General features: G+C 39.9%; 21 protein-coding genes. 5 read left to right on the top strand and 16 right to left on the bottom strand.

Features of this window, described 5'->3' with window-relative positions:
* From IW492_RS05770 to IW492_RS05705, 15 genes are all read right to left on the bottom strand, one after another.
* Positions 1 to 1,581 carry a DEAD/DEAH box helicase gene (locus tag IW492_RS05770; protein WP_202066533.1) on the bottom strand — a complete coding sequence of 527 codons (1,581 nt, stop codon included), beginning with the start codon at positions 1,579 to 1,581 and terminating at the stop codon, positions 1 to 3.
* A gap of 12 nt (positions 1,582 to 1,593) precedes the next feature.
* Complete coding sequence (locus IW492_RS05765; RefSeq protein ID WP_202066531.1) at positions 1,594 to 1,773, bottom strand: hypothetical protein; 180 nt, start codon at positions 1,771 to 1,773, stop codon at positions 1,594 to 1,596.
* A 55-nt stretch (positions 1,774 to 1,828) separates the two neighbouring features.
* Positions 1,829 to 2,356 carry a hypothetical protein gene (locus tag IW492_RS05760; protein ID WP_202066529.1) on the bottom strand — a complete coding sequence of 176 codons (528 nt, stop codon included), beginning with the start codon at positions 2,354 to 2,356 and terminating at the stop codon, positions 1,829 to 1,831.
* A gap of 12 nt (positions 2,357 to 2,368) precedes the next feature.
* Positions 2,369 to 3,403 (bottom strand): ATP-binding protein, encoded by a 1,035-nt coding sequence (locus IW492_RS05755; RefSeq protein ID WP_202066527.1) that lies wholly within the window; start codon positions 3,401 to 3,403, stop codon positions 2,369 to 2,371.
* Complete coding sequence (locus IW492_RS05750) at positions 3,403 to 4,767, bottom strand: AAA family ATPase (protein WP_202066525.1); 1,365 nt, start codon at positions 4,765 to 4,767, stop codon at positions 3,403 to 3,405. The genes IW492_RS05755 and IW492_RS05750 overlap by 1 nt, the downstream gene beginning before the upstream one ends.
* A 10-nt stretch (positions 4,768 to 4,777) precedes the next feature.
* Positions 4,778 to 4,972 (bottom strand): hypothetical protein, encoded by a 195-nt coding sequence (locus tag IW492_RS05745; RefSeq protein ID WP_202066523.1) that lies wholly within the window; start codon positions 4,970 to 4,972, stop codon positions 4,778 to 4,780.
* Between the two features lie 112 nt (positions 4,973 to 5,084).
* Positions 5,085 to 5,348, bottom strand: a complete 264-nt coding sequence (locus IW492_RS05740; protein WP_202066521.1) for a hypothetical protein — start codon at positions 5,346 to 5,348, stop codon at positions 5,085 to 5,087.
* The gene (locus IW492_RS17990; protein WP_236671795.1) at positions 5,345 to 5,851 is read right to left on the bottom strand and encodes a hypothetical protein; all 507 of its coding nucleotides are present in this window, start codon (positions 5,849 to 5,851) and stop codon (positions 5,345 to 5,347) included. Before IW492_RS17990 ends, IW492_RS05740 begins: the two co-directional genes overlap by 4 nt.
* A complete protein-coding gene (locus IW492_RS17985; protein WP_236671794.1) occupies positions 5,796 to 6,128 on the bottom strand; it encodes a hypothetical protein in 333 nt (110 codons plus the stop codon). The genes IW492_RS17990 and IW492_RS17985 overlap by 56 nt, the downstream gene beginning before the upstream one ends.
* Positions 6,129 to 6,135: 7 nt before the next feature.
* Positions 6,136 to 6,489, bottom strand: coding sequence for a hypothetical protein (locus tag IW492_RS05730; protein ID WP_202066519.1), 354 nt, complete (start codon positions 6,487 to 6,489; stop codon positions 6,136 to 6,138).
* Between the two features lie 4 nt (positions 6,490 to 6,493).
* Positions 6,494 to 6,733 (bottom strand): hypothetical protein, encoded by a 240-nt coding sequence (locus IW492_RS05725; RefSeq protein WP_202066517.1) that lies wholly within the window; start codon positions 6,731 to 6,733, stop codon positions 6,494 to 6,496.
* On the bottom strand, positions 6,730 to 7,017 hold the full coding sequence (locus tag IW492_RS05720) for a hypothetical protein (RefSeq protein ID WP_202066515.1): 288 nt from the start codon (positions 7,015 to 7,017) through the stop codon (positions 6,730 to 6,732). Before IW492_RS05720 ends, IW492_RS05725 begins: the two co-directional genes overlap by 4 nt.
* Before the next feature lie 16 nt (positions 7,018 to 7,033).
* Complete coding sequence (locus IW492_RS05715; RefSeq protein WP_202066513.1) at positions 7,034 to 7,195, bottom strand: hypothetical protein; 162 nt, start codon at positions 7,193 to 7,195, stop codon at positions 7,034 to 7,036.
* Between the two features lie 15 nt (positions 7,196 to 7,210).
* Positions 7,211 to 7,429 (bottom strand): hypothetical protein, encoded by a 219-nt coding sequence (locus IW492_RS05710; RefSeq protein WP_202066511.1) that lies wholly within the window; start codon positions 7,427 to 7,429, stop codon positions 7,211 to 7,213.
* Between the two features lie 58 nt (positions 7,430 to 7,487).
* Entirely contained in the window at positions 7,488 to 7,694 is a 207-nt protein-coding gene (locus IW492_RS05705; protein ID WP_202066509.1) for a helix-turn-helix domain-containing protein, read from the bottom strand.
* Between the two features lie 170 nt (positions 7,695 to 7,864).
* Here IW492_RS05705 and IW492_RS05700 point away from each other — a divergent pair, with 170 nt between their 5' ends.
* The 4 genes from IW492_RS05700 to IW492_RS05685 all read left to right on the top strand — a co-directional run bounded on the left by IW492_RS05700 (position 7,865) and on the right by IW492_RS05685 (position 10,924).
* A complete protein-coding gene (locus IW492_RS05700; RefSeq protein ID WP_202066508.1) occupies positions 7,865 to 8,380 on the top strand; it encodes a helix-turn-helix domain-containing protein in 516 nt (171 codons plus the stop codon).
* Between the two features lie 62 nt (positions 8,381 to 8,442).
* Positions 8,443 to 8,907, top strand: a complete 465-nt coding sequence (locus IW492_RS05695) for an ImmA/IrrE family metallo-endopeptidase (RefSeq protein ID WP_202066506.1) — start codon at positions 8,443 to 8,445, stop codon at positions 8,905 to 8,907.
* Positions 8,908 to 9,003: 96 nt separating this feature from the next.
* Entirely contained in the window at positions 9,004 to 9,669 is a 666-nt protein-coding gene (locus IW492_RS05690; RefSeq protein ID WP_202066498.1) for a hypothetical protein, read from the top strand.
* A 247-nt stretch (positions 9,670 to 9,916) separates the two neighbouring features.
* Positions 9,917 to 10,924 carry a tyrosine-type recombinase/integrase gene (locus IW492_RS05685; protein WP_202066496.1) on the top strand — a complete coding sequence of 336 codons (1,008 nt, stop codon included), beginning with the start codon at positions 9,917 to 9,919 and terminating at the stop codon, positions 10,922 to 10,924.
* 82 nt (positions 10,925 to 11,006) lie between these two features.
* Here IW492_RS05685 and rlmH read toward each other — a convergent pair whose 3' ends face one another.
* Positions 11,007 to 11,486, bottom strand: coding sequence for a 23S rRNA (pseudouridine(1915)-N(3))-methyltransferase RlmH (gene rlmH / locus IW492_RS05680; protein ID WP_202066494.1), 480 nt, complete (start codon positions 11,484 to 11,486; stop codon positions 11,007 to 11,009).
* A 552-nt stretch (positions 11,487 to 12,038) separates the two neighbouring features.
* Here rlmH and IW492_RS05675 point away from each other — a divergent pair.
* The gene (locus IW492_RS05675; protein WP_202066492.1) at positions 12,039 to 13,322 is read left to right on the top strand and encodes a S1C family serine protease; all 1,284 of its coding nucleotides are present in this window, start codon (positions 12,039 to 12,041) and stop codon (positions 13,320 to 13,322) included.
* Positions 13,323 to 13,976 lie beyond the last annotated feature (654 nt).

Here is a 13,976-nt window from a genome sequence, read left to right as displayed (position 1 = left end):
TTATTCTCCTTTATATGTTTTAGGATTGATACCATCCGGAACTCTCCAACCATTCCCAGCAATACGATCGATCAATGTTTTTGCTCCATCGAAGTTCCAAGTACCCACGTGCTGGAAGCCCCGACCTTCTAAGAAACGTATTTGCTTAGGTGTGGTCAAGCCTTCTGCTTTTCGCTTTTTTAATCGATCAAGTAATAATGAAGCTTTGCCGGCGTTGTCTATTTCATCGGGCATAATACCGAATTTTTCAAGTGCTTGCAGTTGGTTATTTGTAGGAGGAGACATTTCAAAACCGAAGCTCGGAACATAGCTTGATAAGTCCTCCGCTTGAATACTCATTTCAAATTGCAGCGGATCCACAAGCTTGCGTTTTCGTTTCTTCATTTCAGCCAGCTGTTTGGCCAATGCTTCCTCACGCTGGGCAATGACATCCTCCGAAGCCTTCACCTCTGCCTCTTCCAAATCAAGGGGCATTCCAGCTTCTTCAATGTTCTCAGTCATCTTTTTGGCCACTTCTTCGGTTTCAGCGATTAAGTGGGCCGGGTGGCATAGCTCATGGCGCTCTGTATGCCATAGAAAATCGATAAGCAACAGGTTTTCCTTTCCAGGAAATAGGCGGGTGCCTCGGCCAACCATTTGGCTGTATAGGCTCCGCACTTTAGTGGGCCGCAACACAATGACACAATCCACACTCGGACAGTCCCAGCCCTCAGTGAGCAGCATAGAGTTACACAAAACATTGTATTTATCATTGTCAAAATCTTCTAAGATTTCCGCACGATCAGGACTATTTCCGTTTACTTCTGCAGCTCTAAAACCTTTACGGTTCAAAATATCGGTGAACTTTTGGCTTGTCTTCACCAGTGGAAGAAATACCACTGTTTTGCGATCTTTGCAGTATTCCAGCATTTCATCTGCGATACTTTCCAGGTACGGATCCAGGGCTGTGCCCAAATCTTTGGTTTTGAAGTCTCCAGCCTGTTGGCCAACTCCTGACAGGTCCAATTTAAGCGGCACAGTTACCGCTTTGATCGGTGACAGATAACCTTCTTTGATTGCCTGGACTAATGAATATTCATAGGCTAGTGATTCAAAATAGCTGCCTAAATTTCGCATGTCGCCCCTGTCTGGCGTAGCAGTTACGCCCAGCACGTTAGCAGATTCAAAATGCTTCAATACACGCTGGTAGCCATCCGATATGCAATGGTGGGCTTCATCAACTACAATGAAATCAAAATAATCTGGTGGGAACATACTCAGGCGCTTTTCTCGTTGCATCGTTTGAACGGATCCAACTACTACACGGAAAAAACTGCCTATACTGGTTTGTTCTGCCTTTTCGGTGGCTGTCTTTAATCCGGTGGCTTTCTCCAGCTTGTCTGAAGCCTGGTCAAGTAATTCACCACGATGGGCTAATACCAGACCCCTTTCACCTAAGCGCACACGGTCCTCAATGATCTTACTGAAAACAATCGTTTTTCCACAGCCTGTGGGTAACACTAACAACGTTCTTTTCTTTCCCTCATTCCATTCATTTTGAACGGCCGTTTTTGATTCGTCTTGGTATGGTCTAAGTTTCAACTGTTTGCCTCCTTAATCCTCCATCTTTCCTGCTATTTCTTGCAGTTCCGTGATCAATTCAAGGGCTTGTGCTTTGGTCAAATAGGTATGCTCAACATATACCCCCGAATTTTCATACATTTCAATTTTTATGTGGCCAGTGTTGACCGTTTCAATACTGATCACATCCCCATATTCACATTTGATGGTCATTTAATCCCTACTTTCTTCATTCAAGAAAAGGCGGTAAAACCGCCCTTCCATAGATTTAAAACGCTCCAGGAGTGAAGCCATTATTTTGCTGTGGTGGTTGTTGGTTAAAATTCTGTTGTGGTGGCTGGTTGAAATTTTGTTGCTGCGGTGCCACTGTTGCTGTTGATTTAACGAACTCTTTTACACGATTATTTTTTCTTTCTTCCCCTTGGCTTGTATACGTGTTAACCTCAAGCTTCACCTGGCCATTGCTACCGATAACAGTATTCCAGTTTGGATTAAACGACTGACCAATAACTGGATTTTGGCCAATAGAAGAAAAGAACTCTGTCAATTTCCATTGGAATTTTTTCATCATGTAAAGTCGCTCTTTGATTACTGTTTTTCCTTCTACTGCATTTACTTCTAAAGAAAGCTCAGTATACGGGGCACCATTTGGGATTTTGTCACTCTTTCCGTCATAGAATTTCTTTTCCATATTCACAACAGTAAATTGGTACTCTCCAGCCGGCAAAAGAGTGAAACTATTTTCTTCGGCTATAAAACCGCCATTCCAATCTAAAAATTCATTTTCGTTATTCATAAAAAGATCCTCCTAAAATTTTCTAATTTTTGTATTCAATAAATCCATGGCCTTGCCCCAGTTACTTGCTAAGTAGCCCCAAAGATCGGCCGGGATATTATCCAGTGGTGTATCGGCTGGCATGAAGCCGCCTTGATAAATAACTTGCATGATCTCGTCAATTGTTACCTGGTTAGCAGTCATCAGATCGGCAACAGCTGCCGGGATGCTTTCATGAAACGGCTGTGGCCCTCTTTCTGGTGACAAATCTGGCGCATTTTCTACAGGCATGTTCTGAGCTGCAGCAGTCACATCGAATTGCGAATCCGGTGCTGCTGTAGGTTGTTGAATAGTCATTTGAGCAAATGCCTGAGCGATCTGTGTATAGTCAAATGGTAGTTCCTCAGCTAACCCCCAGCGGTTTTTAGCATCCCAGGCTGGCCGGTGGGTTGTATACATCATCCGTTGGCCACCAGTTGCCTTTTTGCTGTCTGTTTTGCTGTCTGTGATAATCGTTGTCTTATAGTTGGCGAACAATACCGCATCGGCCCATTCTTTGACGATCGGCGCTGTTTTCTTCTCCAACTTCAACTCATACCGATCATAGGCACCCATTTCGTCAGGCTCTTCTTTTTTCCGCAGCATTGCATGAGCAGTGATCACAACATTTATTCCACTGTCTACAACGTCACTGAGTAAGTTCAGTAAGCCCCCCATTTCTTTTGCCAGGGCAACGAATTTCTTGCCGTAACCCTCCGCATCAATAGCGGTCCATCCTGCATTTGAATCGATTAAATGGCGCTTGCAGATTTCTTCGGCCCAATCGATTGTGTCAATAACTAAAGTCTGACAAGGCTTATTGGCTTTGACGTATGAAACTTGTTGCATAAGCATGGTCCATGAAGTTGGTTTGTCAAACCGTTTCACATCCATATGCAGTGTTGAATCCTCCGTATCAATAAACAACGGATCCGGAAACTGACTTGCGAATGTTGATTTTCCGATACCTTCCACGCCGTATAACACGACCTTTTGTGCTTTGGCCACTTTACCGCTTGTAATATTCATTAAAATGCTCCTTTCCCATTCCATCCTTGCTGCTGATCTATTGGCTTGAATGTGCCATCAGCTACCTTTTCATCAAATGTTCTTTCGTCTCCATCAAAAGCTTGCATCGGCATATTTTCAGCATCTTTCACATAGCCATCCTCGATCACAATGCTGCATTCATCACCAGTGCTGACCCGTGTGGCTATTGCCTGCAGTCCTTCCTGTTCTAACCACTGCCCGAACTCGTTGAGTGTCAGCATATCCATTTGCTCCAACTTATCCAGAAGAATAAAGCCACAGGAAGGCTTCAATTTTCTTACAATCGCCGTTGAGACTTTCAGCTGGTCCGATCCGCTCATGTTGTCCCATTGCTGGCCATTATAGATCAACTCTCCTTCACTGACAGATAAGCCAGGCAGCGGCAAATCAGCCTTATTCAGCAAGTCTGTTTTCTGTTGTCTTAAATCGTCAATCTGACTTGTTAAGGTCTGATACTGTTCACGATATGCTGCAGCATCTTCCTCTGCTTTGTCCTTATCAAAGTTTGCTCTAACTTTCCGATTGATTTCATCGATCTCAGCAATATTTTTTTCAAGTTCTGCTGTTGATTCATCCTGGATATCCGCCGCAGTTTTTTGTGCTGCTTCCAAATCAAGCAAAGTTAAATTGTGATCATTTTCAAGAATGAAAAGCTGCTGCTTCAGACTTTCAATCTGTTGTTTCTCATTCTCGACCTTCTGAATGATCTGAGATAGCTGCTGCCGTTTCTGTTGATTTTCTCCATTACGTGCTAAAATTTGCTGTTGCTGCTGAATCAATTCAGATACAGAAACAAGCTCTTTTGGTGCATCAGGAAAATAGTCCTGTTCTTTAGCAAACTTATCTTTCTGGTCAGCAATTTGACCAATCGCATGACGCTGATTGTAAAGTTGTTGCTCTTCATATTCGATCTTAGCCAGCTGTTCACCTACCCCGATGATTTGCAGCAGCGTTTGTGCTTTCTCTTTCCCGGTTGATTCCATGAACTTGGGCAGATCAATGGCAAGCTCTTCCACGAAGCTATTTAGAAGCTGCTGGCCACCTTTGTTGCCCTCTGGATCAATAACCTTCAAATCACTGTTCTTGCCTTTACGCTCCACAATGAGGCCATTGCTCATTACGATATGCAAATGTGGTGGAACTGCTGAACCCTCTCTGCTTGCCTGAGTTGGCCGATATTTATTGCCACCTAATGCCCAAGCAATTGCATCCAGAACGCTGGTTTTACCTTGGTTGTTGTTCCCGCCGACAATCGTTAGGCCATTGGCTGACGGTTCAATTTTGACCGCCTTCACACGTTTCACGTTTTCGATCTCAAGTTTGTTGATTTTAATTGAAGTCATGTTTTCCCTCCTAATATGTTTGTTTACATTCAACTAATTCTGCCTGGCCATCGTTTATTGCCTGAATAACCTTGTTTTCTGATCGTTCACCATTAAATGCTTGAAATCCATCCCAGCCGATACGGGCACGATCAAGAATAAATTTCACACGTTCCATATCATTCTTAAAATCCTTATCTTTCCAAACATCTACACGGCCATTCACAGAAAGCTTTCCACCATCGTTGTACAAAATTTTTATCCGGTATCTGTTTATTCTTTTTCCCAGGGTTTTTCACTCCTTCAAAATATGCTATAATGTCTTTACTATTATTTATTTACTGGCTTGTATCGTTTGCTGACGGTACAGGCTCTTTTTTTATCCGTTTAGTATAATTATTAGTTTTTAGTCCAAGTAAGCTAGCTTTTGTCATAACCGCTTTGACGGGACGTTCTAAAGCAAAACTCATTTCCTCAGGACCGATGGTTGAGTACCATTCCTTAAGGTAATCCAGATCCTCTTTTGTCCATGGTTCGCCTTTTTTAGGATGCAATTCTGGACAATAGTCCATTCGGCCGAAACGATCATAAGTTACTATCATTCGATTGCCTCCTTTTTAACAGCTAACAACTCACCTTCCATTGAGAAAAAATTGATCGTTTTTTCATTACCAGCGACAACTACTGTCATAATCATTTGAACAACTTTTGACTGTGTTTCTACTTTTACATTCGTTTGAGCTACCTTTTCCGGCACTGGCTTTTCCTCCTTTTTATATTGAGCAAACCTAGCATCATTGAATTTGTTCATGGCTTCCTTAGACTTCACGCTAGTTTTAGTCCTGTCAGCATTTACATTTATTCGCCCTTCTCTTCTAAGTCTCGCGACTTTTGTTTGAACTTGAGTAACTCGCTTATTGACTAGTTGAGCTAACGCAGGATAATTCGAGACATAGCCGTTTTCGTCAAATTGAATGTTAGCTATAATCGCTTCAATTTCCTGAGTAGTCCAAACTTTTTTTGAGTAATATTTCAATGTTCCATTATTTCTAAGGCGAGTTATCCTTCCAGTGATAGATTTTTTTATTTCTTCCCAAGGCCACACCTATTTCTTCAGATCCAGCACCCTGCTTAAACATTGAAATCAAACGTTTATCTTCCCGTTTTGTAAATGGGCGATTTTTCGCATCAAAAGCTTTCGATCTATCAATAGAAGGGAGATCTCCATCCACTTGCATCTTGTAAATTTTTGATTTAGTTGACGGGACTGAACGAGCTAACTTTTCAGCCATTTGTTCAATGTTCAGTACTTGATTCGTTTCGGCCAGTAGTGCATTATTTTTGATATACTGAATTTCCTTTGTCGTCCATACCTTTGCCATCATGTCATCACTCCCATTGACTTACATACTCATTTCCGATGACTTCCATTTCCCATTCAGTCAATTGATAACAACAAGATTCATCTTCAAGCGCCGCAACTAAATTTCCATTAATATCTTCCAATATTATTACGTTCTGCTTTCCAAACCGACCATAAAGAATACACCTATCACTATCGAACATTTCTACTCCATTTATATCTTCTACTCCCGACCCTCTTAGTAGCACAGTATCCGAAAAAAGTATTTCTATCAGTCCGCCACTCAAATCTACTGTCTCATTCAAATAATCGATACAGAGAACATCACGTATTGTATTGCTGTCCTCGTGATATGCTTTAAAACTAGGGAACTTACTCATTTTTCTACCTCCTTCCTATAAAATCGGCAAAATTGATAATTCTGATTGCTATTGAATCTTTGAACCTTCGCCATTTCGTTCTCACGTTTTCCTCTGGAATACTTAGACATTCGCCTATAAACCACCCGGCAATCAATGGGTACGCAGTCAAAATGAAGGCCTCCCAAGTTTTAAAGAAAAATGCCGATACAAATACCATTGCTAAAATAGATAAAGCTAGTGTGATCCTTGTTGTGTACTTCATGAAATTTTCTCCTTTCTGGCTTTCAGTCTGTTGTCAGATCGCCATTGCAGATACTGTTCAAATTTCCCATAATGGATAAGACAAATTTTGTGTGAAGGGTTCAAAATCGTATGCTTTACTGGGTAATTGTCCCGGCAATCTGCAATATAATCATTCAATGTTCCTGCCTTCAATCCATCAATTTTTTTCAGCACAACTTCCTTTGTCATGTAATCTGTTTCCTCTTTGTCCAGATCCTTACGAATAATTTCAAGGATCCGGTCACAGTTCGATTTGGTCGGCATATAATTTACTCCTCTCTTAAATTAAATTTTGTTCTCTGAATAACAGTTGGTTTTCATCTGTATATTCAACAACTTTGTACCCATCTACTTCTATGATTTTCCCTTCATGCAAATTAATATCTGCAATCAACAAATCGTCTTCTGTTGTTACTAGATAACCTTTAACGTTTGATTCCACTTGTTTCCTCCTCTTTTACCACTCAGACCATATCGTTTCTTTATGAACATCCAGATACACATGAAAAATTTGGGTTAATTGCTCATGGTTTAGATGTCTGCGGCACAAATCGTTAATTGCGTAATCGCCTGTTGCACAAATAATCACTGAATTGATTGTGACAAATGGGTTGTTGACTGAGCTGTTCATATAATCTAATACAATGAGTTGATTCTTCGATAGTTTTTCTTTCATTTGCTTCCTCCATTCAAACCCATTATATGAATTAAATTCATATAAAAGGCAAAAAAAATTAACTGGCATCCTTCTCTTTAACACCTAATAAATCGTCAATAGAAATATTAAAATAAAGCGCAATTTTAATCAGATTCTTTGAGTTCATACTCAAAGGGTTCTTCTCCCAGCGGCTAATGTTAGCTTGGTCAGTTCCTAGTTCTTTAGCTAACTCCGCTTGCGTCATTTTATTTCTCCTTGCTCTTAATTCAGCAATCCCTATCATATCGCTTCTCTCCTTTCGTTAACTTGTTATCAATATAGCATGAATTAAATTCATATGCAAGTATTTATATGAATTATTTTCATATAAACCTAAAAAATACATTATTTTCATATTCTATATTGATTTTAATTCATATAAATGTATAATGAACTTAGAAATGAGGTGTTAGAATGAAAGAGGAACATGGGACAATTTTCGCTAGCCGTTTAAAAGAGAAAAGAGAGAGTAAAGGCTTAACCCAAACAGAACTCGCTTCTATACTAGGCTACAAGAACTATACTACTATTTCGAAATGGGAGAGTGGAGATAGTCTTCCCCGGGGGCGCGAGTTGAAAATACTAGCAGAATTTTTCAATATTTCATCAGACTACTTACTGGGAATTGAAAAAGAAATTAAATCCTCTTCTATAGAAACCATCTATAATAAATTAGAACCGCCTCGGCAAAAGGTAGTGCTTGATACTGCCGAACAACAACTAGAAGAACAGCACGAGAAACAAAACAATGTGGTCAATTTAAAAGACGATCTGTACGAAGGTTCTATAGTGAAAAACGGAGTGGATACCATGGCAGCACGCTTTGCCGATCCTACAAAAGGGCTTCCGGAGGGCGTAACTATAGAAGAATTGAAAGCCTTTTTGGAAGCAGAAGCGAAACGCCAAGGTTTTGAAAATCGGCCAGATTGAATTATTTCTTATTTCCTAACACTTGTGATTTAATGAAGAATAGGAAAGTTGGTGTGTGTTTTGTGGATAAATACGAAGAACTATTTTTAAAGATATCTGACGAAGTGCCTATAGTTGAAACAAGCCTGACTGGTTATAATCTATATGGTTTTTACTACAACAACATCATTTATATAGAAGAAACGCTCTCACTTGTAGATAAATACGAAACTCTTTTAGAGGAGTACGGACATTATAGAACGTCTAGCGGCGTCATACTAGATTTGAAAGAACGAGCTAACAGACAGCAAGAATCTTTGGCGTTTAGCCATTCGCTAGGAACGCGGGTGACGATCGAGGATTTTCTTGAGTGCTATGAAAAAGGCATGAAATACTATTGGGAAGTGGCTGAATACTTAGGCCTATCCTCGGAATTTTTGTACAATCTTGTGCAAGAAGTAAAACGGCGGCACGGGTTGATTATCGAATACAAGAACTATGTAATCAAGTTCATTACTGAGTCAGCATTACTCGTTACACAAAAATAAGCCAGTCAGCGCGACGAGCACCGACTAGCTTAATGACCTCATTTTCATGAGATATGGAATAAATATATTATATCATAGAAATGAGGAGTTTTAAGAGTGAGAACAGTATTTAGTTTAATTTTTGTAGTTGGTGCTATCGGAGTGTGGTATTTCTGGAAAAAACAACCTAATAAAAAATTTCTATTATATTCCGCGGTAGTGTCGCTGTTTTCAATTTTGGTAGTATCATTACTGGGACCAAGCGAAGAAACACTTACTAGGCAGAAAGAAACCGAAACAAAAATCAGTTCTATACAAAAAGAAAACGAAGAAAACAGAGAAAATCGAGCAAAAGAACAAGCTGAGAAAAAAGAAGCTGACGAAAAGAAAGCGGCTGAGGAAAAAGAAAAAGAAGATGCTGAACAAGCTGCAAAAAAAGAAGAAGATGCAGAATCTAGCGAAGATATAAAAGCGGAATTAGCTCTTATCATGTTTAGAGATAGTTTCGAGGGTACTGCCACTGTTGACTATAAAGCAGAAAATAAACTATTTACTGTCACCTCAACTCAAGCAGATTTTACAGCTTCTTTGGTCGGTTTGCAGTACGGAGTTGTACCAGCGGACACTTGGAATGAACTTGTAGATAATTTTATTTCTATGTCTGAATCACTTTCGACTAGCGTTGGCAAAGGTTATACCATATCTTTGGTAAATCCTGAAAATACCGATAACACTCTTTTGATGGTAGTAGATGGAATAGTAACTTATAATTTTATGAACTAAAAAAACACATCCCCGACTCGACCAAAAGCAAGGATGTGCTGAACGAAAATAAAACCTAAATAGGCTTATTTACTATGCCTATTTTAACACAAATAGGAGTGTATGAACAATGTGGATGGAAAAAACTTCCGACGGTAAATTTAAGTATCGGGAACGGTATACTGATCCTTACACAGAAAAATACCGTACTGTATCAGTTACGCTTTTGAGTAATTCAAGACAGGCTCAGAATAAAGCCCAACGGTACTTGAATGAGGAAATAGCCAAACGGCTATCTATTAAAATAGAAGGATCGGACACTTTTAAAAACGTCCTTGAAGAATGGCTGGAAAAATACAAACATACCGTCAAAGAAACAACCTACTGGCGCAACGAATGGAATGTGAAGCTCATTCGCAGATTCCTGAAAGATGATATAATTGTGAAAAATATTGATACCCCATTGATCCAACAGGGATTAGATAAACTATACTATGAAGATAATTATTCACTTTCCACTGTGAAAAATTGTAAATCGCTTATCAGAATTATTCTTGAGCATGCACGAAAGAAAAACTTGATCGAACACAATCCGGTCAATGACGTAACCATTCATCAAAAGGCAATGAAGTATGAGGACTTAGAAAAAATTGAAAGCAAGTATTTGGAAAGGGACGAACTGAAAAAAATTCTCTTTATTCAGCGTAACTTATTTAAAAGTAAAAGATTTGCAGATTTAGCTGAGTTCATGGCACTCACTGGCGTACGTTTTGGCGAAGCTATTGCCTTAGATTATTCATGTTTGAATGGTAATATATTGAATATTGATGGAACACTGGACTATACAACAAGGGGAACCCCTGAGCTGCACAAAACGTTGCCAAAGACTGCTGCAGCTATCAGAAAAGTAGAATTAAATCAACGTGCTGCAGATATATTGAATGATTGCAAGCTGGAAAACAAACTGAATGCTTCCAAGCGCTTCACTGATAAAGGTTTCTTTTTCTCGAGCCTTCTTGGGAATCCCATAGCTATATGTAATTTTAACGATTCCTTAAAACGAGCAGCACGACACGCCGGAGTAAATAAAAATTTGTCTTCCCACATTCTCCGACACACTCATATCTCAATGCTGGCAGAAAAGAGAATACCTATAAAAGCCATCATGGAACGGGTAGGCCACACCGATGCAGAAATAACAACAAAAATTTATACCCACGTTACCGATGAAATGAAAAGAGACATAATAGAAGCCCTCGAAGAAATCGAGCTTTAATTGCTCCTTTTGTGCCCCTTTTCATATCATCGAATTGGTGAACATAGCATAAACCCTTATCAAATAAGGATTCATACATATTTTATTTATGATAAGGCTCACCTTTCTGTATCCGAAATGCCCGGTAGATCTGTTCCACCAGGATCAGCCGCATCAGCTGGTGTGGATAGGTCATTTTGCCGAAGGAGATTTTTTGATTGCTTCTATTTAATACCTTTTCGCTGAGTCCGAGCGAGCCGCCAATCACGAAGGCGAGATTGCTTTTACCGGAGATGCCCAACTGTTCGATATCTCCGGCAAATTCTTCACTGCTTGGCTGTTTGCCGTTGATTGCCAAGGCAAACAAATAATCGGCATCCGACAGCTTCGCCATGATGCGTTCACCTTCTTTGTTTTTGACCTGAAGCATTTCAGCCTCACTGAGTTTTTCTGGTGCTTTTTCATCAGGGACTTCTATAATTTCCACTTTACTGTAGCTTTGCAGTCTTTTCAGGTATTCATTGATACCCTGAACCAGATATTTTTCTTTTAATTTTCCCACAGTGATAATCTTAATTTTCATTTATCCACATCTTTTCTTTTTTTCTATTATAGCCTGTCTAAAACCAGTGATGATGTCCGTGCTCTCCATAATTTTAGTATAATTCAGTAAAAACAACAGTTTTTCTTCCCAGCCCAACCTTCTTGTAGATACGCTCCCTTATATTTTTGACTCTTTTGCCACCGACATTCTCAGACACATCTAATCTTTTCCACCAATTTTATCATGTTGTGGATAGGGTTTCCACAGTATTTCCACATAGTTATACACATATTCACAGACTTATCCACAGGTTCAGTCTCTTTTTATGGTTATTCTGACTGAATTTTAAATACAAACAAATATTCCCCTGTCAGGTTATACACATTATCCACAAACCTGTGGATAACTCATGTCGGTTTTTTCCACACAATTCTTCTTTATTTTTTCATAAATTGACTTTACGTTTTCTCATTTAGATGAATTTTTACCTAAGTTTTTCATAGAAAGTTCAAAGCTGTGTTATAGACTAAATGTGTTGAAGAAAGTTATACTATGAATAAAGAAAATGAAATGTACGCAGGAGGATTTATAATGGATAGAAAAGATGTTACACCTAATAAAAATGGTTTATTAAAAAAATTCGGTATTGGTATTGCCGGCGGGGTGATTGGCGGTTCACTTGCTTTTGGTGGTCTATATGCAGTGAACGGAAATAATTTAAATAATTTACCCAGCTCTTCTGAGCAGTTAACCCCACAGGATAACAGTGGTGATACAACCGTCAGCAATGTCAGCGTGAATGTCAACAGTGATATCACGGAGGCTGTGGAAAAAGTACAGAATGCAGTAGTTTCTGTAGTTAATATGCAGCGCGTCAGCCAAAATTCAAACGGCATGTATGGTGGGTTGTTTGATGACCGAACACAAAGTGACTCTGAGTCTTCTGATAGTTCCGATGCAGATCTGGAAGCTGCCAGTGAAGGTAGTGGAGTGGTTTACAAGAAAGATGGAGACACAGCTTACATCGTGACTAACAACCACGTGGTCAGCGGTGCCCAAGCTTTGGAAATTGTTCTTCATGATGGAACAAAAGTACAGGGTGAACTGGTAGGAACTGATTCTTACACAGACTTGGCTGTTATCAAAATTTCTTCTGATAAAGTGGATGCTGTAGCTGAATTCGGGGATTCTGATAACTTGAAGATCGGTGAACCAGCCATTGCCATTGGTTCTCCTCTGGGTTCTGATTATGCGAACTCTGTAACACAGGGCATTGTTTCTTCTCTGAATAGAAATATCACAAATACAAATGATGATGGCGATCCGATCAACATTAATGCGATTCAAACAGATGCAGCAATTAATCCTGGAAACTCCGGTGGTCCTCTAGTGAATATTGAAGGACAGGTAATCGGTATCAATTCTGTTAAAATTGTTCAATCCAGTGACTCTGTCAGCGTAGAAGGAATGGGCTTCGCTATTCCAAGTAATGATGCAGTCAGCATTATTAATCAGCTGGAAAAAGACGGTAAAGTAACTCGTCCGGCTTTAGGTGTAACAATGATTGATATGGCAAACATCTCTGCTCAGCAAAGAGAACAAATTCTTAACACACCAGAAGATTTAACAACCGGCGTCGTACTTCGCAGCATCCAGTCCGCTACACCTGCAGAAAAAGCAGGTCTTGAAAAATATGACGTTATCACTAAGATTGATGGCGAAGATGTTGAAACATCAACAGACGTTCAAAGTGCTCTTTACAAGAAAAAAGTTGGTGACTCTATTGAGGTAACCTTCTACCGCGGTTCAAAAGAACAGACAGTAACAGTTGAACTGACGATTGATCAGGAAGCATTAAACAACACCCAAGAATAGACATAGAACAAACCTCTGGAACGTTTCATTCGTTCCGGAGGCTTTTTTGTATATCCAGAGCTTCAGCCAAACTTCTTATTATCACCCAGTATCATTCATCCTTCTCAATTTGGAAGTATTTTTACTCCACCCAGACTATAATAAACAATTTAGTGCCTGTGACATAAGTATGTCTGAAATCCCTAAAACCAAATAAATAGTGTTCCAGTCTTTGTGTGATCCGAGCATTTGTAAGAAGCGTAGGAGCACATTCTTACTTGCCCTTCAGACATGTGACGAGCATTCGAAGAAGCGTAGGAGCAAGTTCATATATGCCTCCCAGACATGCGACGAGCATTCGTAGAAACCGTAGGAGCAAGTTCATACATGCCTCCCAGACATGCGACGAGCATTCGTAGAAGCGTAGGAGCAAGTTCATACATGCCTCCAGACATGCGACGAGCATTCGTAGAAGCGTAGGAACAAGTTCATACATGCCCCCAGACATGCGACGAGCATTCGTAGAAGCGTAGGAGCAAGTTCATATATGCCTCCCAGACATGCGACGAGCATTCGTAGAAGCGTAGGAGCAAGTTCATACATGCCTCCCAGACATGCGACGAGCATTCGTAGAAGCGTAGGAGCAAGTTCATACATGCCTCCCAGACATGCGAC

It is taken from the genome of Enterococcus sp. BWB1-3, from assembly GCF_016745275.1.
GTDB lineage: Bacteria > Bacillota > Bacilli > Lactobacillales > Enterococcaceae > Enterococcus_L.
This window is presented reverse-complemented; position numbering and strand designations above follow the sequence as displayed.